The organism is Bacillus sp. FSL M8-0071 (assembly GCF_037975455.1).
Lineage (GTDB): Bacteria > Bacillota > Bacilli > Bacillales > Bacillaceae > Bacillus > Bacillus subtilis.
Window position 1 is genome coordinate 187,953 of sequence record NZ_CP150256.1, and the last position, 25,088, is coordinate 213,040.

Genomic DNA, 25,088 nt, shown 5'->3' on the forward strand with positions numbered 1-25,088 from the left:
CTCCTATCGTCTAATCATTCACTCCATCGCTTCATAAATCGCGGTTATGACACTTCCATAACTGCCTGTTGCAAATTGATCACCCTCAAAGACGTTTGGATTTTCTTCCGGATCAATAACTGGTGTATGCTTTTTATTTGTTAACAATGCGATGCCTAAATTGTATGCTGGATCAATAATTGTAACTGTCCCTGTCCAGCCGGTATGCCCGTAAGCATTTTCACTGGCATGAGGGCCAAACATCCATTCCATGCTTTTACTTCCGTTCCGCCTCCAGCCAAGAGCGAATGTCGGGTCTGTTGCTGAAGGTGCTGTAAACAGGTCGGCTGTTTTCTGATCAAATAAAGAAATGTTTCGGTATGAACCTTTGTTTAACATGACTTGCAGCAGTATGGCCATATCATCTGCATTTGAGAACAATCCGGCATGCCCAGACACGCCATCCATTGAGTAAAACGCTTTTTCGTCATGCACCTCTCCTTGCAGCGTGTTTGTGCGGATGTTAGGGAATTGAATAACGCCGTCACGTGTATTGCCCATGCGTTCAGTAGCTGCGAACTGTTTCGGTTTAAAGCTCTTTTCCAGCGGATTGTACAAGGTATGCTTCAGCCTGAGCGGTTTGTAGAGCTCTTGCTCCGTGTAGACATCAAGCGGTTGACCGGTGAGTTTTTCGACAATACATCCGAGTAGCATATATCCAATGTCACTGTATACGTGCTTTGTCCCAGTTTGGTAATCGAGCGGAATTTTCGTCAAATATTCAATCGTTTTGTCCCGTTCCTGGGAATAGTACTTGCCGGCTTTTTCCGGCGTGTAAAAGTAAAAGCTTGATGGGAGCCCTGATTGGTGCTGGAGGACATCGATGACACGTATCTTGTCTTTTCCTTTTATGAGGTCACCCGGCTGATCCTTGAAACCCGGCAAATATGCAGAAACTTTTTCATAGACGTCAAGTTTTCCTTGGCTGACTAAGCGCTGCAATGCAAAATTTGTTGCGTACATTTTTGTATTTGAGGCTAAGTCAAACATCGTGCGGGTTTTCATTTTGGCCGGACGGCGCAGCAGTTCTGATCCTTCGTACTTTTTACTGTAGCCGTATGCTGCTTTTTTTATGATGCGTCCATCCTTCACCACCACAAGAACGGCGCCTGGAAATCCTGCTGCAATATCCCGTTCTATCATCTGATCTACCTTCCTTAGCTTCTTCGTCGAGAATTGTGCAGTTTCTGCATTTATGGTTTTCGGCTCAATCAAGTTGTCTGCTGTTTGTGCGAAGGTTTCATTTGGCGCAAATATCGATAGGGTTAAAATGGCACTGAATATGAACAGTGTCTTTGTTTTCACAGGCTAGCCCCTTTCTGTGCTTCTATCCCGTTTACTATCCCTAAAACAGAAACAATTTAATCGAACTGAGAAGCCATTTCATCTTTATATCCGAATGCATAGGTCAATAAAAAACCGGCCGCGTAGGAAATAAAGAGCCCAACGATATACAGGATGATTTGCGAAGGCAGGACTAGAAAAGATAGCGGCAGTCCGGAGACACCAATCGCAATGGTGGCTACTTGAAAATAAGCTTGAAAGGCGCCGCCGATTCCAGCTCCTAAACATGCTGTTAAAAACGGACGGCCGAGCGGCAGCGTGACTCCGAAAATAAGCGGTTCACCAATGCCGAGCAGTCCCGATGGAAGCCCGCCGGCGATTGCTTTCCTCAGTGTTGTTTTTTTCGTCTTCACGAAAACGGCAAAGGCCGCGCCTACCTGTCCTGCACCTCCCATAGCCAAAATAGGGAGCAGAGGATCATTGCCAATTGAATTGATCAGTTCCATGTGCACAGGCGTCAAGCCTTGATGCAGTCCGGTTACGACGAGAGGAAGGAAGGTTGCGCCCAGAATAAAGCCTGCAGCGATGCCGCCGATGTCCAGGATGGACAGTAGGCCGGATGTAATAGCATCAGAAATGAATCCGCCTAAAGGCATAAATACGACATACGTTACGATTCCGGTGATTAACAGTGAAACGGTGGGTGTGACAATGATATCAAGTGATTGAGGAATAAAACGGCGAATAAATTGTTCGGTGTAAGCAATGAATATGGCTGCGAAAAGGACGCCGATCAGACCTCCCCTGCCCGGGAGAAGCTCTTCTCCAAATAAACTGATTTTTGCGATCTCCGGATTGATAATCAAGATCCCGGCCAAAGCCCCAAGTGCGGGTGTCCCGCCAAATTCTTTCGAAGCGTTAATACCGACGAGAATGCCGAGATAAGTGAACAGCCCTGATCCAATGACTGTCAGGATAATCGCAATTTGTGAGTCTGCAGAGAGCCAGCCTGCTTGAATAATTGCTTTGGTAATCCCAGTAATTAAACCGGAAGCGACTAAAGCGGGAATAAGAGGGATAAAAATGCTGGCAATTTTACGTAAGAAAAGTTTAAAAGGAGTGGCATTTTTCCGATTGATATCGGCTTTCTTTTTGGCGGCTGCTTCTTTGACATCGGCACCTTCTTCTGCTGACACGAGCTTTGAGAAAGCAGCTGTAACATGATTGACGACTCCTGTGCCGAGGATAATTTGTAAGGTTTCAGCTTCAACGACCCCCAATACGCCGTCAAGCTTTCTTAAACCCTGAGCATCTGCTTTGCTTTCATCGTAAGGCGTAATGCGCAGGCGTGTCATGCAATGCGTATATGAAGAAATATTGGATTTTCCTCCGCATAGCTCAAGGATTTTCTGTGCGAGATGATGGTAGTTATTTTCTTTGCTCATTAAAACCCCTCCCCTTCAAGATGCCTTATTTTTTTCTCATAGATTGGATGGCTGCTCTCGTTTTATCGATATAACCGGTTGTCGTTTCATACTGCTCAGCCGCCATGCCTAAAAACAAAACATCAATTATAAAAAGCTGGGCGAGGCGGGAGGAAGTGGCCGCACTTCGAATCAAGGCTTCATTGGAATGGGCTGTATATAATGGGACATCAGCCAGTGCGGAGACGGATGTCTGACTGAATTGTGTGAGGCTGATCGTTGTGATGCCTTTTTCCTTAGCCATGGCGAACAGTTCAATGATTTCCTGTGTCTCTCCTGAAAACGAGATGGCGAATACGATGTCGTCTTTATCTGCATTTGCGATTAAAGATGCCACAAGATGAGTGTCTGTAAACGCGGTTGCTTGTTTATGAATGCGAAGCCACTTTTGCTGGGCGTCCTTGGCGACAATGCCGGAAGCCCCGAGGCCGATAAAATGCACGGTATGAGCTTTGAGAAGCATAGAAACCGCTCGCTCAAGCTCTTTGTAGTCCATCAGGTCTGAAGTATCCTGAATGGCTTGAATGGCATTGCCGGCCGTTTTTTCGGAAATGGAGGGCAGCGGCTCGTGGGGAACAATATCCCGGTAGCCCTGAAAAGTAGGCTTTGCCAGATCGCCCGCTACTCTCATTTTTAAATCTTGAAATCCTTTCAAACCGAGTGATTTGCAGAGCCTGATGACGGCAGCGTCACTTGAATTGGCTAAGGCGCTGATTTCGTTGACCGTGCTTTCGATTGCTTTGTGGGGATGGGCTAGGATATAATCTGCAAGTTTGCGCTCGGATGGAGGGAGCTTATGCTTCATTGATTGGATGATCGCTAAACCGCCTGTGGCCATTCTAGTTCTCTCCTTATCATGGATGGTAATGTTCGATTGCTTTGTCAATGAAACCGTTTGCTTCATCGAGTAATGTCTGTGCTTGTTTCTGATCTGTGCTTGTTTTGAGCATGACGATTGCTGTTTTGACGTGATGATCGGCTTGTTCCAGAGTGTATCTTGCTGTGTCGTATGAAGCGTTTGTAAGGCTTTGGATGATGCTGATGGCGCGTTCTTTTAGTTTTTTGTTGCTGACGTTGACGTCTACCATCAAGTTTTCGTAAACCTTGCCGATTTTGACCATTACAGCGGTAGATATCATGTTTAGAATCATTTTATGAGCGGTTGCGGCTTTCATACGTGTTGATCCTGTAATGGCCTCAGGTCCGACGACAACCTCAATGCTGTGATCCGCATCCTTGCTGATGGCGGAGTTTTCATTGCAAGTAAGGGCGATGGTGTGTGCTCCGACTTTTCGGGCGTATCTTAGGGCGCCTGCGGCGTACGGTGTGCGGCCGCTTGCTGCGATGGCAATGACGGTGTCATTTGAAGTGAGCTGTATGTTTCTTAAATCTTCAGCTCCTGCTTCTTCACTGTCTTCAATGCCCTCTGCTGCCTGTAAAAAGGCTTTGGGGCCTCCAGCCATGATTCCGATGACCTGATCAGGGCTTACGCTGTAGGTGGGAGGACATTCAACAGCATCCATGACGCCGAGTCTGCCGCTTGTGCCGGCGCCTGTATATATGAGCCGGCCTCCATTTTGAAACGATTCATATGCGCAGTCTACAGCTGTTTTGATGTCGGGGAGAACCTCCTGAACGGCTGCAGCGACTTTCATATCTTCGTTGTTGATCATTTTAAGGATGCCGAGAGTGTTTGCTTTGTGGATTTCAACTGTTTGACTATTGCGTGATTCCGTTGTAAGACGGTGAAGGTTTAATGGTTCTGACATGAGGATGCCCCCCTGTTTTAAAATGATATATCTCAATATTCAGTATATTCATTGCTGTTATGATATTTCAACTATGTTTTTAAATTTTTGAAATTTTATTTCACTCAAGACTATAAGAAATGATGAAGGATCAACTGTTCTCCAAGCGGGCCGATTCTTCGCCGTCCTTTATCAAGGAACCCGCTTTTCATATAAAGGTGTTTTGCGCGTATGTTCAGATGATTGACGGCCAAGATGATTTCGTCGCACCATGGAAAATATCCGCTCACAAAAGCGGGAAGCAAAAGCATGGCTTTTTTCGCATAGCCTTTTCCGTGATGCACAGCGTTTAAAGACAGGGAGCTGAGCAGTAAAGCAAATGGATTGTTAGAATAGGAAGCAAGCGTTTCTTTTGATGCATGTAAAATGAAAAAACCGACTGGAAGGTCGTCTTTTAAGATAACAACCGGGTATCGGTCCTGTATGCCCAGAGCCTGAGACAGCACCTCTTTCGGGAGGGAGGTAAAGCGTTTGTCATCGTTGGTGAGCGTGAATGATTGGAGCTCGGGCAAGTGTTCAGGCTTATAGAAGGATAAAGAAATGTCTTGAGTCATGGGGTGGCCTCCTTACAAGATGTCGTCAAGCTCGTTTTCCGAAATGACGCGGTAGCCCGCTTGTTTTAACAGTGCGGCGGTTACTCCGCTGCCGGTGATTTTTTTGCCAGAGAATGTGCCGTTATAGATAAAACCGCTTCCGCAAGATGGACTGTTTTCTTTTAATATGACGGCAGAAGCGTTGATTTCTTTTGCGTAAGCCAATGTTTTCGCGGCGCCTTCCATATATAGTTCTGTGACGTCTTCTCCTGAAGCTGTCACGATTTTCGCTGTTCCATTGAGGACATCCTCGCCGGTGCCTCCTATGATTTCTGCGGGTTCGCGTGGGGTAGAGAAGCCGCCGAGAAGTTCAGGGCAAGCCATGACTGCTTTCTTTTCATCGACGAGTTTTCTGATTTTCTCCGACGCTGCGTGAGAGCCGTTATATCTGCATTCAATGCCTCCAAGGCAAGAACTGACTAGAATCATATTGGTTTCTCCTCTCTTGCTTTGCTTGTCTCTATCATAAAATAAATGGCTTTAGTTGGGAGGCTTTTTCAGTTAAAAAAGGAGTTAAAAAGTTTGAAAATAAAAAATTTAATTTTTCTCTTTACAAACAGGGGGTGACCTGTATATAATAACTTTTGTCAGCTCGACGAGAACACAACGGCCCGTTGGTCAAGCGGTTAAGACACCGCCCTTTCACGGCGGTAACACGGGTTCGAATCCCGTACGGGTCACCATTTGGAGGATTAGCTCAGCTGGGAGAGCATCTGCCTTACAAGCAGAGGGTCGGCGGTTCGAGCCCGTCATCCTCCACCATCTTGCCGGTGTAGCTCAATTGGTAGAGCAACTGACTTGTAATCAGTAGGTTGGGGGTTCAAGTCCTCTTGCCGGCACTGTTTTTTCAAAATTTTATGTGGAGGGGTAGCGAAGTGGCTAAACGCGGCGGACTGTAAATCCGCTCCCTCAGGGTTCGGCAGTTCGAATCTGCCCCCCTCCACCATTATTGGGCTATAGCCAAGCGGTAAGGCAACGGACTTTGACTCCGTCATGCGTTGGTTCGAATCCAGCTAGCCCAGTCACAGACACCTTTGATCAAAAGGTGTCTTTTTTCTTTTCGGAAAAATCATTCCAACTTCTAACTGTTCAGTCTGTATAATAATTTTAAAAATATGTTAAGGTAGTTTATTCACGAATTACCATCTACACCCTGCCAAAAATTTGATAAACTTATTTTATAAAAAAATTGAAACCTTTTGAAACGAAGCTCGTATACATACAGACCGGTGAAGGCAGAGGTTAGATAAATATGGAAATGATGATTAAAAAAAGAATTAAACAAGTCAAAAAAGGCGACCAGAATGCATTTGCGGACATTGTAGATATTTACAAAGATAAAATTTATCAGCTTTGCTACCGTATGCTTGGCAATGTGCATGAGGCGGAGGATATTGCACAGGAAGCTTTCATCAGAGCGTACGTTAATATCGACAGTTTTGATATTAACCGGAAATTTTCAACTTGGCTTTATCGAATCGCGACCAATTTGACCATTGACCGCATTCGCAAAAAGAAGCCGGATTATTACCTCGATGCAGAGGTGGCTGGTACGGAAGGCTTGACCATGTATTCTCAAATCGCCGCAGATGGTGTTTTGCCTGAAGATGCAGTTGTGTCGCTGGAGCTCTCAAACACGATACAGCAGAAAATTTTAAAGCTTCCTGACAAATACAGAACAGTCATCGTATTAAAGTATATTGACGAACTCTCATTAATTGAAATCGGGGAGATTCTAAACATTCCTGTGGGGACTGTGAAAACGCGGATTCACAGAGGCAGAGAGGCTCTTAGAAAACAATTAAGGGATCTTTAAGTGGGGTGATGAAATGAGCTGTCCTGAACAAATTGTGCAGCTTATGCATATGCATCTTGATGGAGATATCCTTCCAAAAGATGAACACATATTAAATGAACATCTGGAGACATGCGAGAAATGCAGAAAGCATTTTTACGAGATGGAGAAATCCATAGCGCTCGTACGGAGCACATCGCATGTCGAAGCCCCCGCGGATTTTACCGCTAATGTCATGGCAAAATTGCCTAAGGAGAAGAAAAGAGCTTCTGTAAAAAGATGGTTCAGAACCCATCCCGTTATCGCAGCTGCTGCGGTATTCATCATTTTGATGGGCGGGGGTTTTTTTAACAGCTGGCATAATGACCACAATTTCAGCGTGTCCAAGCAGCCGAATCTTGTGGTTCATAACCATACTGTAACCGTGCCAGAAGGTGAGACGGTCAAAGGCGATGTCACTGTTAAAAACGGCAAGCTGATTATTAAAGGTAAAATAGACGGGGATGTAACCGTCGTAAACGGCGAAAAGTATATGGCCTCTGCTGGACAAGTCACCGGTCAGATTGAAGAAATCAATCAGTTATTCGACTGGACATGGTACAAGATGAAGTCTGCGGGGAAAAGTGTACTCGATGCATTCAGTCCGAAGGGAGAAGAGTAAAGCGCGTTAGCCGCTTTGCTCTTTTTTTGCGGGCTGAGAGGGCTGGCACATTTCACTTGCTAAATCGAAATGTGGTATAATGGGCTCGCTATGTAAAGTACATATGCGTAACACGTAAAACACAAAATACGAAATGACTGAAATCTTGGAGGACGAGGAAATGGCTTTTGAGGATATCCCTTTTTTGCAGTACCTCGGCAATGCCGTTGATATTCTCCTTGTTTGGTATGTGATATATAAATTGATTATGGTGATACGCGGCACGAAAGCGGTTCAGCTGTTAAAAGGAATTGTAGTCATCGTGCTTGTTCGTATGGCCAGCCAATATTTGGGCCTCAGCACACTTCAATGGCTGATGGACCAAGCGATAACATGGGGATTTTTAGCAATTATTATTATTTTTCAGCCTGAGCTGAGAAGAGCGCTTGAACAGCTAGGCCGCGGCCGCTTTTTTTCGAGGAGCGGCACACCTGTTGAAGAAGCGCAGCAGAAAACGATTGAGGCCATTACAAAAGCGATCAATTATATGGCGAAACGCCGTATAGGCGCCTTGCTGACCATTGAGCGGGATACTGGAATGGGTGATTATATTGAGACCGGCATACCACTGAATGCCAAAGTCAGCTCTGAGCTGCTGATCAATATTTTTATCCCAAACACCCCGCTTCATGACGGTGCGGTGATTATGAAAAATAATGAAATTGCCGCGGCCGCCTGTTATCTGCCGCTTTCTGAGAGCCCGTTTATTTCAAAAGAACTGGGCACGCGGCACAGAGCGGCTGTCGGTATCAGTGAAGTAACAGACAGTTTGACGATTATTGTGTCTGAAGAGACCGGCGGCGTCAGTGTGGCAAAGAACGGCGACCTTCACAGAGAGCTTACAGAAGAAGCGCTGAAAGAAATGCTTGAAGCCGAGTTTAAGAAAAACACCAGAGACACTTCTTCTAACCGCTGGTATTGGAGGGGCAAGAAAAATGGATAAATTCTTAAACAACCGCTGGGCTGTGAAAATCATTGCTCTGCTTTTCGCGCTCTTGCTTTATGTGGCGGTTAACAGCAACCAAGCACCGACTCCGAAAAAACCGGGTGAATCTTTCTTTCCGACATCAACAACTGATGAAGCAACTCTGACTGATATTCCGGTTAAAGCGTATTATGATGATGAAAATTACGTCGTGACGGGTGTTCCGCAAACGGTTAATGTCACGATAAAAGGCTCGACAAGCGCCGTGAAAAAGGCTCGGCAGACCAAGAACTTTGAAATATATGCTGATATGGAACATTTGAAAACCGGCACACATAAGGTTGAGCTTAAGGCCAAAAACGTGTCGGATGGGCTGACAATCTCAATTAATCCGTCTGTTACGACAGTGACCATTCAGGAACGGACGACCAAAAGTTTTCCCGTAAAAGTGGAGTACTACAACAAAAGCAAGATGAAAAAAGGCTATTCTCCGGAGCAGCCGATTGTCAGTCCGAAAAATGTGCAGATTACCGGATCGAAAAATGTCATCGATAATATTTCTCTTGTAAAAGCTTCAGTGAATTTGGAAAACGCAGATGAAACGATTGAAAAGGAAGCGAAAGTGACTGTCTATGATAAAGACGGAAACGCGCTTCCTGTCGACGTGGAGCCCTCGGTCATCAAGATTACCGTTCCGGTGACAAGCCCGAGTAAAAAAGTGCCCTTTAAAATTGAACGGACAGGAAGCCTTCCTGACGGTGTCAGCATAGCGAATATTGAATCCAGCCCCAGTGAGGTAACGGTTTACGGCTCACAGGATGTGTTGGATTCTCTTGAATTTATTGACGGCGTCAGCTTAGATTTAAGTAAAATTAACAAGGATTCCGATATCGAGGCAGATATTCCGCTTCCTGACGGTGTCAAAAAAATCTCACCGTCAAAGGTGACTTTGCATATAGAAGTCGATAGTGAAGCGGATCAGAAGTTCGAGAATGTCCCTATCAAGACTGTAGGGCTGAGCAGCTCACAAAACATTGAATTTCTTGATCCTGAATCACAAGCGATAGATGTAACGGCTAAAGGCTCTCCCGCGAATATAAAAAAGCTGAAAAAATCAGATATTGAATTGTATGTGAATGTTTCAGATTTAGAGGACGGGGAGCATAGCGTGAAGCTTGAAGTGAACGGGCCACAGAATGTAACTTGGTCCTTGGGGCGGAAAAACGCCAAAATCAAGCTGACGTCTAAGAAAAGCAATACATCAACGAATGATAACAGCAGCAATACATCAGGGAACCAGGATGACACAGATAAACAAACAAATGATCAAAAGAACAATCAGCAAGAAGATACAAAGAACACTGATAAAAACAGCAACGATCAAAACCAAGACGAAAATAAAGATCAAAACCAAGATCAGGATGAGGATGAATCCACTGAGAATTCACAATCCTCATCGGAATAAAAAAGGAGCGATTATAAAATGGGCAAGTATTTTGGAACAGACGGTGTAAGAGGTGTCGCCAATAGTGAGCTTACACCTGAGCTGGCCTTTAAAGTCGGACGTTTCGGCGGTTATGTGCTGACAAAAGACAAACAACGTCCAAAAGTGCTGATAGGCCGCGATACACGCATCTCCGGCCATATGCTGGAGGGAGCCCTTGTCGCCGGACTTTTATCCATTGGCGCAGAAGTCATGCGTCTGGGCGTCATTTCTACACCAGGTGTATCTTATTTGACAAAAGCGATGGATGCAGAGGCGGGCGTCATGATTTCCGCTTCTCATAACCCAGTGCAGGATAACGGCATCAAATTCTTTGGGGGAGATGGATTTAAGCTTTCTGATGAACAAGAGGCTGAAATTGAGCGCCTGATGGACGAACCTGAGGATAAGCTGCCAAGACCTGTCGGAGCAGACCTTGGACTTGTAAACGATTATTTTGAAGGCGGACAAAAATATCTGCAATTCTTAAAACAGACAGCTGATGAAGATTTCACAGGCATTCATGTGGCATTGGACTGTGCCCATGGCGCAACGTCATCCTTGGCGACACACCTGTTTGCTGATTTAGATGCAGATGTTTCTACAATGGGGACTTCCCCGAACGGATTAAACATTAATGACGGCGTCGGTTCGACTCATCCCGAAGCGCTCAGCGCGTTTGTCAAAGAGAAAAACGCGGATCTCGGCCTTGCATTCGACGGTGACGGCGACCGCCTGATTGCTGTCGATGAAAAAGGAAATATTGTAGACGGCGACCAAATCATGTACATATGCTCAAAACATCTGAAATCAGAGGGCCGTTTAAAGGATGATACTTTGGTTTCAACCGTGATGAGCAACCTCGGCTTCTATAAGGCGCTCGAAAAAGAAGGCATCAAAAGCGTACAGACAGCTGTCGGCGACCGCTACGTAGTAGAAGCAATGAAAAAAGACGGCTACAACGTCGGCGGAGAGCAGTCAGGACATCTTATTTTCCTTGATTACAACACGACAGGGGACGGATTATTGTCTGCTATTATGCTGATGAACACTTTGAAAGCCACAGGCAAGCCACTGTCAGAGCTTGCAGCTGAAATGCAGAAGTTCCCGCAGCTGTTAGTCAATGTGAGAGTGACTGATAAATATAAAGTTGAAGAAAATGAAAAAGTAAAAGCAGTTATTTCTGAAGTTGAAAAAGAAATGAACGGCGACGGCCGGATTTTGGTGCGCCCTTCAGGAACTGAACCGCTCGTCCGTGTCATGGCTGAAGCGAAGACGAAAGAGCTGTGCGATGAGTATGTCAATCGCATTGTTGAAGTCGTCCGGTCAGAAATGGGATTAGAGTAACGAAGTCTATTATCAGAGAGTGAACAAGACAAGCGAGGTTTACATAAGATAATTGTGAGACATACGGCAAAGTTGTTTAAAAAACAATTGACCGTTTATGCCACATGTTGTAAAATCAAGCTTGTCTTGTTCTTATTTTCTCAATAGGAAAAGAAGACGGGATTATTGCTTTACCTATAATTATAGCGCCCGAACTAAGCGCCCGGAAAAAGGCTTAGTTGACGAGGATGGAGGTTATCGAATTTTCGGCGGATGCCTCCCGGCTGAGTGTGCAGATCACAGCCGTAAGGATTTCTTCAAACCAAGGGGGTGACTCCTTGAACAAAGAGAAATCACATGATCTTCCAAAAAACATGTAGGAGGGGACGATTGAAAGTCCCCTTGAAATTTGACTTTCTTCGTCTCCTTTTACAATCTTAGGAGGAAGAAAAATATGTGTGGAATCGTAGGTTATATCGGTCAGCTTGATGCGAAGGAAATTTTATTAAAAGGGTTAGAGAAGCTTGAGTATCGCGGTTATGACTCTGCTGGTATTGCTGTTGCCAACGAACAGGGAATCCATGTGTTCAAAGAAAAAGGACGCATTGCAGATCTTCGTGAAGTTGTGGATGCCAATGTAGAAGCGAAAGCCGGAATTGGGCATACTCGCTGGGCTACACACGGCGAACCAAGCTATCTGAACGCTCACCCGCATCAAAGCGCACTGGGACGCTTTACACTTGTTCATAACGGCGTGATCGAGAACTATGTTCAGCTGAAGCAAGAGTATTTGCAAGATGTAGAGCTCAAAAGTGACACCGATACAGAAGTAGTCGTTCAAGTAATCGAGCAATTCGTCAATGGAGGACTTGAGACAGAAGAAGCGTTCCGCAAAACACTTACACTGTTAAAAGGCTCTTATGCAATTGCTTTATTCGATAACGACAACAGAGAAACGATTTTTGTAGCGAAAAACAAAAGCCCTCTATTAGTAGGTCTTGGAGATACATTCAACGTCGTAGCATCTGATGCAATGGCGATGCTTCAAGTAACCAACGAATACGTAGAGCTGATGGATAAAGAAATGGTTATCGTCACTGATGACCAAGTTGTCATCAAAAACCTTGATGGTGACGTGATTACACGTGCGTCTTATATTGCTGAGCTTGATGCCAGTGATATCGAAAAAGGCACGTACCCTCACTACATGTTGAAAGAAACGGATGAGCAGCCTGTTGTTATGCGCAAAATCATCCAAACGTATCAAGATGAAAACGGCAAGCTGTCTGTGCCTGGCGATATCGCTGCCGCTGTAGCGGAAGCGGACCGCATCTATATCATTGGCTGCGGAACAAGCTACCATGCAGGACTTGTCGGTAAACAATATATTGAAATGTGGGCAAACGTGCCGGTTGAAGTGCATGTAGCGAGTGAATTCTCCTACAACATGCCGCTTCTGTCTAAGAAACCGCTCTTCATTTTCCTTTCTCAAAGCGGAGAAACAGCAGACAGCCGCGCGGTTCTCGTTCAAGTCAAAGCACTCGGACACAAAGCCCTGACAATCACAAACGTACCTGGATCAACGCTTTCTCGTGAAGCTGACTATACATTGCTGCTTCATGCAGGCCCTGAGATCGCTGTTGCGTCAACGAAAGCATACACTGCACAAATTGCAGTTCTTGCGGTTCTTGCTTCTGTGGCTGCTGACAAAAACGGCATCGATATCGGATTTGACCTCGTCAAAGAACTCGGTATCGCTGCAAACGCAATGGAAGCTCTATGCGACCAGAAAGACGAAATGGAAATGATCGCCCGTGAATACCTGACTGTATCCAGAAACGCTTTCTTCATCGGACGCGGCCTTGACTACTTCGTATGTGTCGAAGGCGCACTGAAGCTGAAAGAGATTTCTTACATCCAGGCAGAAGGTTTTGCCGGCGGTGAGCTAAAGCACGGAACGATTGCCTTGATCGAACAAGGAACACCAGTATTCGCACTGGCAACTCAAGAGCACGTAAACCTAAGCATCCGCGGAAACGTCAAAGAAGTTGCCGCTCGCGGAGCAAACACATGCATCATCTCACTGAAAGGCCTAGACGATGCGGATGACAGATTCGTACTGCCGGAAGTAAACCCAGCGCTTGCTCCGTTGGTATCTGTTGTTCCATTGCAGCTGATCGCTTACTATGCTGCACTGCATCGCGGCTGTGATGTTGATAAACCGCGTAACCTTGCGAAGAGTGTTACTGTGGAGTAATAAATGTTTAACCCCTTTGGATAAGATTGTCTAAAGGGGTGTTTTTATGTCCAAAAGAGAAAGAACGTCTACAGTGGAAAAATGGATTAAAGAAGGTGATGGTACAGGACTCGACTATCTATCGGCCATGGCTATAGATTTAAGATGTTTCCACATTAGGTCGGTTAACGAGGTTAAAAGTCATTAAGACTTGGAGAGAAACTGCTTTTGCCTAACTGAGTTTTCTAATGTTAATACAGATATAAGAGAGCAGTTCCTCATTAAGATACGCTTTTGATAGCAGTTGGAATTTAGCATGCTAGAAATCCGAAAATCGAAGAGCCTATTGGAATGATAACGTGTTTTTTTATTGTCAATTAATAAAGGCAAAAGAATTCTAGAAGTCGCACTTACAATGTACTTGTGAGATTAGGTTTTAAAGTTCATCCTTTTTTTATTGAGTACATTCCGGTTTAAGTTGAAATGATTCAGTAAAGGACACGCCATAAATAAAAGGTAGCGTATGACTCCCATTTTTTCCATGAAAACGATATTTCTAAGATTTCATCTTTCGTAGGCTTTCGATTCATATTACGTAATATTTTTATCGAACGAATTAGACCCACATCATCGATTGGAAAAGCTGTCGGGAACCTAAGGCAGCGCATTAGAACATAATTGGCTGTCCAAGGACCGATTCCTCGTATTTTAATTAAGTTTTTTTCAGCATCTTTAAAGTTCATTTTCATTAATTTTTTCCTCGATAATTCTCCACTTGCCATTAATCTGGCTATTCCAATGATATATTCACTTTTTTTCACCGTCATTTTAATATCTGCCAGGTCGGTAGGGGTTAACCGTGCAATTCGCTCGTACGGTGGGAACACCCAATACTTTTTACCATTCCATTCAATAGAATCGCCAAATGCTTCTACAAATTGCTTCTTTAAGGAGTACGCGAAGGCTAAGTTAATTTGTTGCCCTAAAACTCCCCAACATAAAGCTTCAAATAAATCGGGAATGCCGATCACTCGCAACCCATAAAATTTTCGGGCAGGCATTTTAAGTAATGGATCTGCTTTTGCCATTTCATAAAATGGAGTTAAATCGTTATCAAGATCAAACCATTCATGAATATATTTTACAATCTCTTCCCGTTTCCACTGCTCAACAGGTCTAGAATCGTTTAGGAATTGAACAATCATTTGTTTATTATTGATTACGCTTACCTGCACTAAGGACCGAATTTTCCCAATGGCTATAACTTTTGTAATGATATTGTTCTCTATTTCATACATGCATTCATTTTTTTCCCTGGTTAGGTAGCCTAGGTTCGCATTCATGTCGAATATTTCAGGTAATGTAATGACGATAACATCATTGAGTTCATGCCATGTCACTTTTTCTTTCTCCTTATCTTAAATAATTATAAGAAAACTCACGCTGGTTGAAATTAGTTTATCACATAATCATCTTTACTCATTTTGTTATCTTGCTATTACATTCTAACCATCTTATTTTTTTCTATTTATGAGGTTATAGTGTAGTTATCAAGAATGCTAAACGGGAGTATATAAAAATGGCCCAAGATATAAAAAACGCGTGTCGAAAATTTAAATTGAGATTCAATTCAAAATGAATTAGATGAGCCATGTAAGGAGAGGTGAGATAAATGCCGGATAGTATCAATAACGGACATAAAGAGAGCCATGATCATAGAATTTCGAATGATGCAGAAATAATAACAGATGAAAAGTGGCAAGCAATTATAAATAATGATGCAGCGTACAATAATCAATTTTTCTACGCTGTAAAATCGACAGGGGTATTCTGTAAACCATCCTGTAAATCTCGCGTTCCGAAAAAAGAAAATGTATGTATCTTTCCAAACGCAGAACAAGCTCTCCGCGCAAATTTTCGCCCTTGTAAACGTTGCAAGCCCACTAATGAAAAAATGCCTGATAGCGAGTGGGTTGATTTAATTACTGAATACATTGATAAAAATTTCACAGAAAAATTAACGCTAGAATCGTTAGCAGATATTTGTCATGGGAGTCCGTATCATATGCATCGAACATTTAAAAAAATTAAAGGCATTACGCTGGTTGAGTATATACAACAAGTTAGAGTACACGCGGCTAAAAAGTATTTGATTCAGACAAATAAAGCGATTGGAGATATCGCTATATGTGTGGGTATAGCTAACGCGCCTTATTTTATTACTTTATTTAAAAAGAAAACTGGACAGACACCAGCACAATTTCGTCAAATGAGTAAAATGGAGGAAACATACAATGGAAACAAATAAACCAACCCTTTATTGGTCTTTACTAATGTTCAAGGATTGGAATTTTTATATTGCTTCAACTTTAAAGGGGCTTGTGTTTGTAGGTTCACAGAACAAACCAATCGAGGAATTGTTCGAATGGGCTAGGAAACGCTTTCCGGGAAGTCTTCTTGTTGAAGATGATGATAAGCTTGAACCCTATGCCGTTGAAATCACTCAATATCTAGAAGGAAAGCGGAAAAACTTTACTGTTCCAGTTGAGTACGCCGGTACGCAATTTCAGCTAGCAGTCTGGAATGCACTTTGTGAAATTCCTTATGGACAGACGAAATCCTATTCCGACATTGCAAATGATATAAATAAACCAGCAGCTGTTCGTGCTGTAGGCGCGGCTATTGGGGCTAATCCGGTATTAATTACTGTACCGTGCCATCGTGTAATAGGAAAGAATGGCTCATTAACTGGCTATCGGGGCGGATTTGAAATGAAGACACTGCTCCTCGATCTGGAAAAGCGAGCTTCATCTGAAATGGATGTTCCTCATTGAAAGTGAATCATCTATAATGGGTTGGATTCTTTTAGAGGAAAGTAAAGACCAGTTTACTGATAAACTTGACAACTTTTAAAATTTAGCATATCTTATACGTAACTTAATAATCGATGCAGATGTTTATTTTTCCTTTTAAAATATGTAGGCCTTTAGCATTCTTTTCATATTTAATTTTAAATATTGATAGGATGAAAAAGTATCCTAATAAAAAAGGAAGAGAACATGAGTCGATTTATTTGATAATCAGGACTATATTAAAGGAAATGAAAACATAGCATAAAGTAAAGACCAATAATAAGGTAGCACTTCAAAAAACTTCGCTGAAGTTAGTTGAAGTGAAGCCGACAATTTTCAGGATTCAATGATCTAACATAATCATTGAAATTTTGAAGTTGTCGGCTTTTTTGTTGGAAAAAAATAGAGATAAATAAAAATTGAAATAAATAATAGACAAATATGATCTGATTGAAAGGTCTTTTGACCAATAATGAGTTTTAAAAAAGGGAGAATTTAGAATGTTAGTTTCGCTGAGTTTGTCATCATTATTAACATTATTTTTTATTATGCTTATGACTTCTGGGATTAGTGGACTATTGTTTTTACATCCGCGAGTACCCTTGAGTTTTGTTCGCATTCATATTGGGATCTTGGCTTTACCACTTTTGGTTTCCTTACTGATTCTTGCCAATAGTGGTGTGAGTGGAAATGTTGGCCCTTGGCACTTAGATTCCTTAGCTTGTTTAATGACTTTCTTTGTTCTTGCAATTGGATTCATCATTCAGCGTTTTTCTGTACATTACTTAATGGGGGATCGATCTTATCGAAAATATTTTACGCTTTTTACTTTCACAACAGGAGCTGCTTCAATGACATGGTTAAGTGGTGATCTCCGCTTGATGGTTCTATTTTGGGGAGCAACTCTTGTTGGTTTAACCTTACTTATAAGGTTAAACAGTGCTTGGCAAGTGGCTAGTGAAGCAGCCAAAATTTCTGGCCGGTTATTTTTGTTAAGTTGGTTTTCTTTGTTTTTTGCGATGATGTGGCTTTTTCATGCCACAGGTCAATGGCAGTTATCATTGGTTGTAACAAATGAAAGTTTAGCTGGGCTGGGAGAATGGGAGAGAACAGGGATTCAGCTATTGATTGTACTGGCGGTGATCATTCCTGCAGCTCAATGGCCGTTCCAAAGATGGTTGGTTGAGTCTATTGTTGCTCCAACCCCTATTTCTGCGATTATGCATGCAGGTTTAGTAAATGCAGGAGGAATAATACTAACTCGATTTTCACCTCTATTTCATGGTGGTATCGCTTCGATTATCTTACTTCTGCTTGCTGGCATTTCTGTATTGATTGGAACTGGAATTAGTTTAGTCCAGGTTGATTATAAACGCCAGTTAGTAGGCTCCACGATTGGACAAATGGGGTTTATGCTCATTCAGTGTGCATTAGGCGCCTATATAGCAGCCATTATTCATCTTATTTTACATGGTTTATTCAAGGCTACGTTGTTTCTACAAGCTGGTTCAGCAGTAGGGCGTCATGAAGTATCGGCTCGTACTAATGAAAGAACATCCTATTTATGGGTCATGGCTGGTCGGATTTTATCCTTAGTTATAGGTGTTGCTTTTTGGCTCACTGCTCCTGGAGACGGGTATCACTTAATCAGTGCGCTGATCTTAGGGTGGTCATTGTCCGTTTCTTGGACTCAGCTTGTCGCTTTTGGAGAAGGCCGAATTGGCCGAATTGCCGGCTTAACTGTTTTAGGAGGAGCAGCCCTCGTATATTTTATCATTCATAACCTTTTCTATAAGTGGCTGCATACAACCATTTTTCAAAGTGTTCAACCTCCAATGTCAGCTGTCATGATTGTCGTATGTCTCTTACTATTTGGCAGTGCTTTAGGTACGTGGGTTGCTCGTCATCGTTCTTCCGTTTTTTTCGCGGTACTCTATCTTTGGTTAGTTCGATTAGGTGAAGCAAAACCAAAGTCAGTAGAGAGTCACCCAGACTACCTTAAACAATATATTTCATAAGGAGCTAATCTGAGATGGGCATTACATCAGTATTAACGAAAGATAATGTAAACAAGATAGATACAGATATTGATGTTCAAGAAAGGGATCTTAACGTTTTCATTACATCTGCCAGCCGAGTGATTGCGCCACTTTGGCCTATTTCTACATTTGCTGCACGTAATCCGTGGATGGGACTTGAAAACCAACCTTTTGATCAGGTTGCAAGTTGGTTGAAAAACACTCGCGATGTTGATATATACCCTAGTGCGTCTATGATCCGTTCAGCAAAGAATAAAGGTGAGATTGATGAAGATTTTGTGGAAATGGGGCTGCAGCGTTGGCTTGATTCACATTCCTATCACATCCCACGGGACGTGGCAGAGCGATTTTGTCATGCTGCATTAAAGTTAGATCCCCTGCCTTCCGACCTTTTATCATCACATGAGCTGGAGAAATTAGTAAGTGAATGTAGTGGATTGGATCATATCGAGAATGTGTTTATGCAACCACTAAGTTCGTATATAGAGAATCAAGATGGTGAAAGGCTAGTCAATATACTAGATCATCATGTCATTAAGTGGAGTAAATTATATCTTGATGACTCTCAAGCAGGCTGGACAATGCCTAATCGTGAGGAAGGTTTTTATCGTGCTTGGCAGCATCTCATTCAATATGATCCAGCACTTAGTAAAAAGCAGCGAGAAAGGGTAAAAGGTTGGCCGAAAGAGGCACATTTGGCTTTACAGGAAGCTTTATTCGCACTAGAAATCCCAGAGTCAGAAATCCAGACTTATCTTGAAGGTCATTTACTTTCATTACCTGGATGGGCAGGGATGATGCTTTGGCGCTCCCAGCAATCGAGCCACGAACATGCACTCCTAACAGAATATTTAGCGGTTCGAATATCCATGGAGTGGGCTCTTATAAAGCCATACTTACCTTTGACTAATGAACGATCTAAGAAAAAAATTTCAATTGCTCCCCTTATAGCAGCTTGGATTCATTGGGGTGGGCTTACATTAGAAGAATGGTCACAGATGACGGCCATTGAACAAAACGAATATTTATCATTTGCCTACAGCTTTGATGAGAAACTTCGCAAGAAACTTTGGTTAGAAGCTTGGGAACAAACGTACACTGATCGATTAAGCCAGAAGATCATCTCGAAACAACGTGAAACCGGCGGTAAAAAATCTGCATTAGCTCAATTAGCATTCTGCATCGATGTACGATCAGAACCTTTTCGTCGTCAACTAGAAAAAGAAGGCCCGTTTGAAACGATTGGTATTGCTGGTTTCTTCGGGGTGCCGATTGCAACTTGTGAACTTGGCAGTAAACACAGTCATGCTTCCTTGCCGATCATACAAAAACCGCAAAATAAAATAAAAGAGTTCGCAGATGAGGATGTATTCAAAAAATACAATCAACGGAAGCAAGCAATTCATTCTTTAAGCCATACCTTTAAAACGATGAAGCAGAATGCGCTTTCGAGCTTACTACTGCCTGAGCTAAGCGGACCTTGGCTTACTCTGCAAATGGCAGCCCGTAGCTTTGTGCCAAGAAAGGCGGGTCGTTTCATTCGTAATCTCCGTGAGGCTTGGTTGCGCAAACCTGATACAAAACTCTCGCTTCACCATGATGCTACAGAGGCAGAAATACCCGTGGGTTTTACTGATGAAGAAAAAGTGAACTATGCTCGCCAAGCATTAAAAATGATGGGGTTAACAGAGAACATCGCACCATTGGTCGTAATTTGCGGGCATGGCAGTCAAAGTACTAATAATCCTTATTCTGCAGCCCTTGATTGTGGTGCCTGCGGTGGAGCGGCCGGTGGATTCAATGCAAGAGTTTTAGCTGCTTTATGTAATCTATCAGAGGTACGAGAAGCTCTTTTAGCTGAAGGAATTAAAATTCCTGAGGATACGGTTTTTGCAGCAGCTGAACATAATACAACAGTAGATGAATTACATTGGCTTTATGTACCAGAGCTTTCCGAAGCTGCACAAGAAGCATTTGAACAAATTGAAGCCGTTATGCCGAAAGTGAGACATCATGTAAACGCAGAACGTCTAGCCCAATTACCGAATTTCCAATCGAAGCTAAAAAATCCGAAGGCTGAGGCAAACCGATTTGCGGAAGATTGGAGTGAGATACGTCCGGAATGGGGACTGGCTCGTAATGCCGCTTTTATTATCGGTAAACGTGAACTAACTCAGGATTGTGATTTGGAAGGCAGAGCCTTTCTCCATAATTATGATTGGAAGCAGGATGAAAGCGGTGAACTCCTAGCAAATATTATTGCAGGACCTGGAACTGTAGCCCAATGGATTAATTTACAATATTACGCATCAACGGTAGCGCCTCATTATTATGGCAGCGGAAATAAAGCAACTCAAACCGTTACTGCAGGTCTCGGCGTTATGCAGGGGAATGCAAGCGACTTGTTAGCCGGACTGCCTTGGCAATCCGTCATGGAATCAGATCACGAGGCCTATCATTCTCCTCTTCGTTTATTGATACTCATCCAGGCACCTAGAGAATATGTAGAACGGTTATTAAATAATGACTCAGCATTTCTGCAAAAAGTTCAAAATGGATGGGTCCGACTGGCTAATATTGATCCAGAAGGATGTTGGGAAAGCTGGTAATGATGAATCTAAGCATTTATCAAATGGATTTGTTATTCAAAATAAAAATGATAAACATAAGGAAGAGGTGTGCTGTATGAATGTAAACCAAAATAAAAAAGTATTATTTTTGACGGATATTGAAAACGGTTTGGAGCCTATTTTACAAGAAGCGACTAACACTTCTGCAGAGAATATGTTGACTATACAAAGCTATGGTGCCGGTATTTCACATCCTTATGGAGAAATCATGAGGTCTGTTATTTTTGCGATTTACCAGGAAGATGTTGAGGAGATTTTTGTAGTAGGAACAAAAGATAAGAAGACTTCCGCAGGTAATGGACTAACTCAACTTGAAACAATGAAAGATAAAATACAAACATTGGATTATCTCTTTCAAAATTGCAAGCCTGAATTTTTTGGTGGTACGGTCGATGAATGGCTAAATGAAAATAGCAGTGACACCATTGAAAAAAGTGTTGATATGATTCGACATCATCCACTAGTGCCGTCACATGTTAAAGTTCGAGGTTTACTCGTTCATCATAAGGATGGAAAACCCTCAATTATGGAGGGTCCTGATGCTAAAACAGGTCAAGCCATACCTGATCATTGCTTGTCACGATGAAATACAGGTTCAACTTCTAAACGCACCTATATATGGAGAAAGCAGTTCTAAGGAGATTGTATGAGCGCTAATTTAACTGATTTTGTCACGAAAACAATAGAGGAAATGAACTCGTTTGATCGTGAAAATATGGAATGTATGAAAAAACTAATTAGAAAAGCAATTGATTTTTATCATCTAAAGTCTTATGAAGAAGTTGAGGAAACCCATTCAGGAAATGTTCGATTTTTGCATGTCTACTCTATGATGGAAGAAAATATGTTATCCAAAATGATAGTGGTCACAAGAAACGGTAAAACTGATTTGGATATTGAAGGTGTATATGAAGGATATGTTGTAAGAGAATATTAATGAGACGAAATCACAAATAGAATATGCCAATTTTTTTGCTCAGGAGATGTATTAGATATGAAAAAGTCTAAGGGTTCTATTGAATCAGAGATCAGTAAGTCCATCACTCAATGGGAGAAGGATTATCTTGGGCGGGGGTCTGTATCTGTTAAGACTGATATACTGCGGGACATGATCATCGTCAATTTAAAAGGGATTTTAACACCAGCCGAATATGTAGTTTGTGGATCAAAAGAGGGTATGTTATCTATCAAACAAACTCGTTCGGAGTTAGTCGAATCAGGTATAGAAGGCCTTAAGGATATTATCTTAAAAATAACCGGAGAAAAAGTGAAAAGTTTTCATACTGATTTAAGTTCCCGGACAGGTGAACGAGTGATGGTGTTTAAATTATGTAATGATCTGGAGAAAAATTTGGAAAAGATCTTATAATCTAAAGAAAATAAATGTTTTGACGGTATGGAATTTGTTGTGAATTGAACATAAAGAACTGCCGATTCTTTTGTTTTACAATTATGGCATCATTGATAACTTTTATTCATAACCTAAGCTGACATAAAGAGATGTCAATTCATAGTACACTGTTTTGTTATTCCTGTCGAAAGATCTAACATCCGCTGTTGTTATGAGCGGATGTTTTTTCACATCTATTTTAAATACATGAATTTGATGCTGGTGATTAGTCACTTGAACAATATTTGAAAACATCCTTGTCACCTGCTGGGTTCCTCCAAGTGTTTTGTGAGTTGATTATGAGACCAATTTCGTAAAGCTTGATGATAAATTTAAGCGGTGAACAAAATTGATATGCTGTCTTCAGTTTCATTTCACGGAATTAGTCAGAGATAAACCTTTAATTAAAAATATCCAAAAAACGGGTTGACATATCGGAATATAACGATATAATAATCCATATGGAACCAATTGAAGTATTCAAAGCCTTATCAAATGAATCAAGGCTGCAAATTTTACAATGGCTGAAGGAGCCCGATCGTCATTTTGCACCCCATGAAGGGATTGATATGAACACAATCGGGGTATGTGTCAGTCAAATAACAGACAAATTGAAAATGACGCAATCGACAGCTTCTCAATATCTTACCATCCTTTTAAGAGCCGGCTTGATTAAGGCGGAGCGTATTGGAAAGTACACATATTACAAAAGAGATGAAGAAGCCATTGGGAAACTTGCTGACTTTCTTAAAACAGAGATATAAAAATAAACATCAAAAGATGTTTATTTTTATATCATACATATCGACATATTACGATGTGTTTATTTTTTATAATAACATATCGATAATTCGTGATATGTTTATTAATAATTAAGGAGTGAATGTTTTATGTCTAACACTTGGAAAATTTATATTTTAGCCATTGTCAGCTTTTTAGTTGGAACCTCAGAGTACATCATTTCCGGAATTTTGGATCAAATTGCTCATACTCTCGGGATCACTTTAGCTGCCGCGGGCCAGCTTATTACCATTTTCTCACTTGTATATGCTCTTTCTACACCCGTACTTATGGCGTTGACAGCAAGTATGGATAGACGCAAATTGATGATGTATGCCCTAGGTTTGTTTGTGTTCGGTAATGTCCTGGCTTTTGTACTGCCTGGTTATGGATGGTTTATTGCAGCGCGGATCATTATGGCGATGGGAGCAGGTGTGGTGGTTGTCACCGCATTAACGATTGCCGCTAAGATTGCATCGGAAGGGAAGCAGGGAAGTGCCATCGCTACGGTCGTGATGGGATTTACCGCTTCTTTAATCATTGGTGTTCCGCTTGGAAGAATGATAGCAGTAGCATTAGGCTGGAAGTCTGTATTTGGAGCCATTGCTTTGTTGGGATTGATCGCAATGGTCGTTATTTTCTTTACTCTTCCGCATACTGAAGGGGATAAGCCTGTGCCTTTGCTTCAACAGCTTGCTCTTTTCAAAAAACGGAAAGTGGCTATGGGATTATCAATCACTTTCTTCTGGCTCGGGGGATATTCTGTTGCTTACACTTATTTGTCACCGTATCTCTTGAACATCTCAGGTATAAACGGCAAGTTGCTTAGCGGTGTTTTGCTTATATTTGGAATTGCCAGTTTGGTTGGATCAAAGTTTGGGGGATATAGCACCGATAAATGGGGAGTGCCCTTTACACTCGTTGGCGGGATGACGTTGCATATCGTCACACTGATTCTGCTGTCACTTGTTACTCATTCCTATATCGGAGTGTTGGTGATTCTCATATTATGGTCGTTTGCCGCATGGTCCACCGGTCCGACACAGCAATTTCACCTGGCTACAATAGAACCGGAAATGTCAGGTGTTTTGCTTAGCATGAATCAGTCAATGATGCAATTCGCCATGGCGGTCGGCGCAGGAATAGGAGGGGTTTTTGTGGAAAACGTATCATTGGCCTCGATTACCTGGGTTGGTGCGTTAGGGGTTATGATTGCCATTATTGCATCATTGCTGATTTTCAATTCGCAACCGAAACAAGCGCTAAAAGATATTAATCAATAATACAATGATTTGTTTTCATCCTTGAAATTCAATGGTTTCATCTCGAAAAAGCATCCGCTCGTAAGCGGGTGTTTTTTTAGCTGTTCAAATTCCGTCATGTAGAAGGCCCACTGAAGTTGAAAAGGATTTTTGCCGACGGAGAGTTTGTCTTGATCGAACAAAGTACTTAAGTATTCATATTGGCAACACAGCACGTAAACCCCAGCGTCCCAGGTCTAAACGATGCGGATGACAGATTCGTACTGCAAAAAGTAAATTCAATAACTGCTCCGATGCAATTCATCGCATACTACGCTGCACTGCATCGGGGCTGTGATGTCGATAAGTTGTATTACTTTGCCAAGAGTGTTACTGAGCACGAAAAAATACTTATGCCGTATTAAAAAAGTTTGCACTTAAAAACAGTATTAGTTAATATTGTCTAAAGGGTTATAAATCATA

The 25,088-nt window shown here is 42.2% G+C and carries 24 protein-coding genes, 5 tRNA genes and 1 pseudogene; 22 read left to right on the forward strand and 8 right to left on the reverse strand.

The annotated features are described in order from the left end of the window. Positions 1 to 18 precede the first annotated feature (18 nt). The 6 genes from amiE to MKX71_RS01085 all read right to left on the reverse strand — a co-directional run bounded on the left by amiE (position 19) and on the right by MKX71_RS01085 (position 5,637). Positions 19 to 1,344, reverse strand: a complete 1,326-nt coding sequence (gene amiE, locus MKX71_RS01060; RefSeq protein WP_339231632.1) for an N-acetylmuramoyl-L-alanine amidase — start codon at positions 1,342 to 1,344, stop codon at positions 19 to 21. 56 nt (positions 1,345 to 1,400) lie between these two features. Further along, positions 1,401 to 2,768 carry a PTS transporter subunit EIIC gene (locus MKX71_RS01065; protein WP_015715132.1) on the reverse strand — a complete coding sequence of 456 codons (1,368 nt, stop codon included), beginning with the start codon at positions 2,766 to 2,768 and terminating at the stop codon, positions 1,401 to 1,403. A gap of 25 nt (positions 2,769 to 2,793) precedes the next feature. Then, entirely contained in the window at positions 2,794 to 3,645 is an 852-nt protein-coding gene (locus MKX71_RS01070; protein WP_029317271.1) for a MurR/RpiR family transcriptional regulator, read from the reverse strand. Positions 3,646 to 3,661: 16 nt separating this feature from the next. Further along, the gene (murQ, locus tag MKX71_RS01075; RefSeq protein ID WP_041850631.1) at positions 3,662 to 4,576 is read right to left on the reverse strand and encodes an N-acetylmuramic acid 6-phosphate etherase; all 915 of its coding nucleotides are present in this window, start codon (positions 4,574 to 4,576) and stop codon (positions 3,662 to 3,664) included. 110 nt (positions 4,577 to 4,686) lie between these two features. Beyond that, positions 4,687 to 5,169 carry a GNAT family protein gene (locus tag MKX71_RS01080; RefSeq protein ID WP_014475628.1) on the reverse strand — a complete coding sequence of 161 codons (483 nt, stop codon included), beginning with the start codon at positions 5,167 to 5,169 and terminating at the stop codon, positions 4,687 to 4,689. Between the two features lie 12 nt (positions 5,170 to 5,181). After that, the gene (locus MKX71_RS01085; protein WP_021481932.1) at positions 5,182 to 5,637 is read right to left on the reverse strand and encodes a DUF523 domain-containing protein; all 456 of its coding nucleotides are present in this window, start codon (positions 5,635 to 5,637) and stop codon (positions 5,182 to 5,184) included. 179 nt (positions 5,638 to 5,816) lie between these two features. On the opposite strand from MKX71_RS01085, the gene MKX71_RS01090 reads away from it, so the two are divergent. From MKX71_RS01090 to MKX71_RS01145, 12 genes are all read left to right on the forward strand, one after another. Further along, a tRNA-Glu gene (locus tag MKX71_RS01090) sits at positions 5,817 to 5,891 on the forward strand. 3 nt (positions 5,892 to 5,894) lie between these two features. Beyond that, positions 5,895 to 5,970 (forward strand) — tRNA-Val (locus MKX71_RS01095). Between the two features lie 4 nt (positions 5,971 to 5,974). Continuing rightward, positions 5,975 to 6,047, forward strand: a tRNA-Thr gene (locus MKX71_RS01100). Positions 6,048 to 6,069: 22 nt separating this feature from the next. Then, a tRNA-Tyr gene (locus MKX71_RS01105) sits at positions 6,070 to 6,154 on the forward strand. Between the two features lie 4 nt (positions 6,155 to 6,158). After that, positions 6,159 to 6,230, forward strand: a tRNA-Gln gene (locus MKX71_RS01110). A gap of 230 nt (positions 6,231 to 6,460) precedes the next feature. Further along, the gene (gene sigW / locus MKX71_RS01115; protein ID WP_014478649.1) at positions 6,461 to 7,024 is read left to right on the forward strand and encodes an RNA polymerase sigma factor SigW; all 564 of its coding nucleotides are present in this window, start codon (positions 6,461 to 6,463) and stop codon (positions 7,022 to 7,024) included. A 13-nt stretch (positions 7,025 to 7,037) separates the two neighbouring features. Continuing rightward, the gene (rsiW, locus tag MKX71_RS01120; RefSeq protein ID WP_106074128.1) at positions 7,038 to 7,664 is read left to right on the forward strand and encodes an anti-sigma-W factor RsiW; all 627 of its coding nucleotides are present in this window, start codon (positions 7,038 to 7,040) and stop codon (positions 7,662 to 7,664) included. Between the two features lie 160 nt (positions 7,665 to 7,824). After that, positions 7,825 to 8,646, forward strand: a complete 822-nt coding sequence (gene cdaA, locus MKX71_RS01125; protein WP_003223651.1) for a diadenylate cyclase CdaA — start codon at positions 7,825 to 7,827, stop codon at positions 8,644 to 8,646. Then, positions 8,639 to 10,093 (forward strand): CdaA regulatory protein CdaR, encoded by a 1,455-nt coding sequence (gene cdaR, locus MKX71_RS01130; protein ID WP_339231633.1) that lies wholly within the window; start codon positions 8,639 to 8,641, stop codon positions 10,091 to 10,093. The genes cdaA and cdaR overlap by 8 nt, the downstream gene beginning before the upstream one ends. Positions 10,094 to 10,111: 18 nt before the next feature. After that, positions 10,112 to 11,458 carry a phosphoglucosamine mutase gene (gene glmM / locus MKX71_RS01135; protein ID WP_014478651.1) on the forward strand — a complete coding sequence of 449 codons (1,347 nt, stop codon included), beginning with the start codon at positions 10,112 to 10,114 and terminating at the stop codon, positions 11,456 to 11,458. Positions 11,459 to 11,891: 433 nt separating this feature from the next. Continuing rightward, positions 11,892 to 13,694, forward strand: a complete 1,803-nt coding sequence (gene glmS / locus MKX71_RS01140) for a glutamine--fructose-6-phosphate transaminase (isomerizing) (protein ID WP_015252962.1) — start codon at positions 11,892 to 11,894, stop codon at positions 13,692 to 13,694. Between the two features lie 46 nt (positions 13,695 to 13,740). Then, positions 13,741 to 13,881, forward strand: coding sequence for a hypothetical protein (locus MKX71_RS01145; RefSeq protein ID WP_129092894.1), 141 nt, complete (start codon positions 13,741 to 13,743; stop codon positions 13,879 to 13,881). A 280-nt stretch (positions 13,882 to 14,161) separates the two neighbouring features. On the opposite strand, the gene alkA is transcribed toward MKX71_RS01145, so the two are convergent. Next, positions 14,162 to 15,073 (reverse strand): DNA-3-methyladenine glycosidase II, encoded by a 912-nt coding sequence (alkA, locus tag MKX71_RS01150; protein ID WP_339231634.1) that lies wholly within the window; start codon positions 15,071 to 15,073, stop codon positions 14,162 to 14,164. A gap of 272 nt (positions 15,074 to 15,345) precedes the next feature. Between alkA and adaA the strand changes: the two genes are divergently transcribed. The 7 genes from adaA (at position 15,346) to MKX71_RS01185 (ending at position 22,563) form a co-directional block, all read left to right on the forward strand. After that, complete coding sequence (adaA, locus tag MKX71_RS01155; protein WP_015715139.1) at positions 15,346 to 15,981, forward strand: bifunctional transcriptional activator/DNA repair enzyme AdaA; 636 nt, start codon at positions 15,346 to 15,348, stop codon at positions 15,979 to 15,981. Beyond that, positions 15,968 to 16,507 carry a methylated-DNA--[protein]-cysteine S-methyltransferase gene (adaB, locus tag MKX71_RS01160; protein WP_003246311.1) on the forward strand — a complete coding sequence of 180 codons (540 nt, stop codon included), beginning with the start codon at positions 15,968 to 15,970 and terminating at the stop codon, positions 16,505 to 16,507. The genes adaA and adaB overlap by 14 nt, the downstream gene beginning before the upstream one ends. Positions 16,508 to 17,025: 518 nt before the next feature. Continuing rightward, positions 17,026 to 18,543 (forward strand): NADH dehydrogenase subunit 5, encoded by a 1,518-nt coding sequence (locus tag MKX71_RS01165; RefSeq protein ID WP_339231635.1) that lies wholly within the window; start codon positions 17,026 to 17,028, stop codon positions 18,541 to 18,543. 14 nt (positions 18,544 to 18,557) lie between these two features. Further along, on the forward strand, positions 18,558 to 21,173 hold the full coding sequence (locus MKX71_RS01170; protein WP_339231636.1) for a YbcC family protein: 2,616 nt from the start codon (positions 18,558 to 18,560) through the stop codon (positions 21,171 to 21,173). Between the two features lie 76 nt (positions 21,174 to 21,249). After that, complete coding sequence (locus tag MKX71_RS01175; protein WP_339231637.1) at positions 21,250 to 21,780, forward strand: carbonic anhydrase; 531 nt, start codon at positions 21,250 to 21,252, stop codon at positions 21,778 to 21,780. A gap of 60 nt (positions 21,781 to 21,840) precedes the next feature. Further along, positions 21,841 to 22,131, forward strand: a complete 291-nt coding sequence (locus MKX71_RS01180) for a DUF6407 family protein (RefSeq protein WP_339231638.1) — start codon at positions 21,841 to 21,843, stop codon at positions 22,129 to 22,131. 57 nt (positions 22,132 to 22,188) lie between these two features. Further along, positions 22,189 to 22,563: a DUF2294 domain-containing protein gene (locus MKX71_RS01185; RefSeq protein ID WP_003246482.1), complete on the forward strand. Its 375-nt coding sequence runs from the start codon at positions 22,189 to 22,191 to the stop codon at positions 22,561 to 22,563. Between the two features lie 102 nt (positions 22,564 to 22,665). On the opposite strand, the gene MKX71_RS01190 is transcribed toward MKX71_RS01185, so the two are convergent. Continuing rightward, the gene (locus MKX71_RS01190; RefSeq protein WP_339231639.1) at positions 22,666 to 22,839 is read right to left on the reverse strand and encodes a hypothetical protein; all 174 of its coding nucleotides are present in this window, start codon (positions 22,837 to 22,839) and stop codon (positions 22,666 to 22,668) included. Between the two features lie 206 nt (positions 22,840 to 23,045). Here MKX71_RS01190 and MKX71_RS01195 point away from each other — a divergent pair, with 206 nt between their 5' ends. From MKX71_RS01195 to MKX71_RS01205, 3 genes and pseudogenes are all read left to right on the forward strand, one after another. After that, positions 23,046 to 23,348 carry a metalloregulator ArsR/SmtB family transcription factor gene (locus tag MKX71_RS01195; RefSeq protein ID WP_003234907.1) on the forward strand — a complete coding sequence of 101 codons (303 nt, stop codon included), beginning with the start codon at positions 23,046 to 23,048 and terminating at the stop codon, positions 23,346 to 23,348. 126 nt (positions 23,349 to 23,474) lie between these two features. After that, a complete protein-coding gene (locus tag MKX71_RS01200) occupies positions 23,475 to 24,647 on the forward strand; it encodes an MFS transporter (protein ID WP_015252953.1) in 1,173 nt (390 codons plus the stop codon). A 149-nt stretch (positions 24,648 to 24,796) separates the two neighbouring features. Then, positions 24,797 to 25,030 (forward strand): annotated as a pseudogene (locus tag MKX71_RS01205) (hypothetical protein); the annotation flags it as partial. Positions 25,031 to 25,088 lie beyond the last annotated feature (58 nt).

Excerpts from the sequence above, each read along its gene's own strand:
- MKX71_RS01065 (WP_015715132.1), bottom strand. The coding sequence starts at position 2,768 with ATGAGCAAAGAAAATAACTACCATCATCTCGCACAGAAAATCCTTGAG.
- MKX71_RS01070 (WP_029317271.1), bottom strand. The coding sequence starts at position 3,645 with ATGGCCACAGGCGGTTTAGCGATCATCCAATCAATGAAGCATAAGCTC.
- murQ (WP_041850631.1), bottom strand. The coding sequence starts at position 4,576 with ATGTCAGAACCATTAAACCTTCACCGTCTTACAACGGAATCACGCAAT.
- MKX71_RS01080 (WP_014475628.1), bottom strand. The coding sequence starts at position 5,169 with ATGACTCAAGACATTTCTTTATCCTTCTATAAGCCTGAACACTTGCCC.
- MKX71_RS01085 (WP_021481932.1), bottom strand. The coding sequence starts at position 5,637 with ATGATTCTAGTCAGTTCTTGCCTTGGAGGCATTGAATGCAGATATAAC.
- sigW (WP_014478649.1), top strand. The coding sequence starts at position 6,461 with ATGGAAATGATGATTAAAAAAAGAATTAAACAAGTCAAAAAAGGCGAC.
- rsiW (WP_106074128.1), top strand. The coding sequence starts at position 7,038 with ATGAGCTGTCCTGAACAAATTGTGCAGCTTATGCATATGCATCTTGAT.
- cdaA (WP_003223651.1), top strand. The coding sequence starts at position 7,825 with ATGGCTTTTGAGGATATCCCTTTTTTGCAGTACCTCGGCAATGCCGTT.
- cdaR (WP_339231633.1), top strand. The coding sequence starts at position 8,639 with ATGGATAAATTCTTAAACAACCGCTGGGCTGTGAAAATCATTGCTCTG.
- glmM (WP_014478651.1), top strand. The coding sequence starts at position 10,112 with ATGGGCAAGTATTTTGGAACAGACGGTGTAAGAGGTGTCGCCAATAGT.
- glmS (WP_015252962.1), top strand. The coding sequence starts at position 11,892 with ATGTGTGGAATCGTAGGTTATATCGGTCAGCTTGATGCGAAGGAAATT.
- MKX71_RS01145 (WP_129092894.1), top strand. The coding sequence starts at position 13,741 with ATGTCCAAAAGAGAAAGAACGTCTACAGTGGAAAAATGGATTAAAGAA.
- adaA (WP_015715139.1), top strand. The coding sequence starts at position 15,346 with ATGCCGGATAGTATCAATAACGGACATAAAGAGAGCCATGATCATAGA.
- adaB (WP_003246311.1), top strand. The coding sequence starts at position 15,968 with ATGGAAACAAATAAACCAACCCTTTATTGGTCTTTACTAATGTTCAAG.
- MKX71_RS01165 (WP_339231635.1), top strand. The coding sequence starts at position 17,026 with ATGTTAGTTTCGCTGAGTTTGTCATCATTATTAACATTATTTTTTATT.
- MKX71_RS01170 (WP_339231636.1), top strand. The coding sequence starts at position 18,558 with ATGGGCATTACATCAGTATTAACGAAAGATAATGTAAACAAGATAGAT.
- MKX71_RS01175 (WP_339231637.1), top strand. The coding sequence starts at position 21,250 with ATGAATGTAAACCAAAATAAAAAAGTATTATTTTTGACGGATATTGAA.
- MKX71_RS01180 (WP_339231638.1), top strand. The coding sequence starts at position 21,841 with ATGAGCGCTAATTTAACTGATTTTGTCACGAAAACAATAGAGGAAATG.
- MKX71_RS01185 (WP_003246482.1), top strand. The coding sequence starts at position 22,189 with ATGAAAAAGTCTAAGGGTTCTATTGAATCAGAGATCAGTAAGTCCATC.
- MKX71_RS01190 (WP_339231639.1), bottom strand. The coding sequence starts at position 22,839 with ATGTTTTCAAATATTGTTCAAGTGACTAATCACCAGCATCAAATTCAT.
- MKX71_RS01195 (WP_003234907.1), top strand. The coding sequence starts at position 23,046 with ATGGAACCAATTGAAGTATTCAAAGCCTTATCAAATGAATCAAGGCTG.
- MKX71_RS01200 (WP_015252953.1), top strand. The coding sequence starts at position 23,475 with ATGTCTAACACTTGGAAAATTTATATTTTAGCCATTGTCAGCTTTTTA.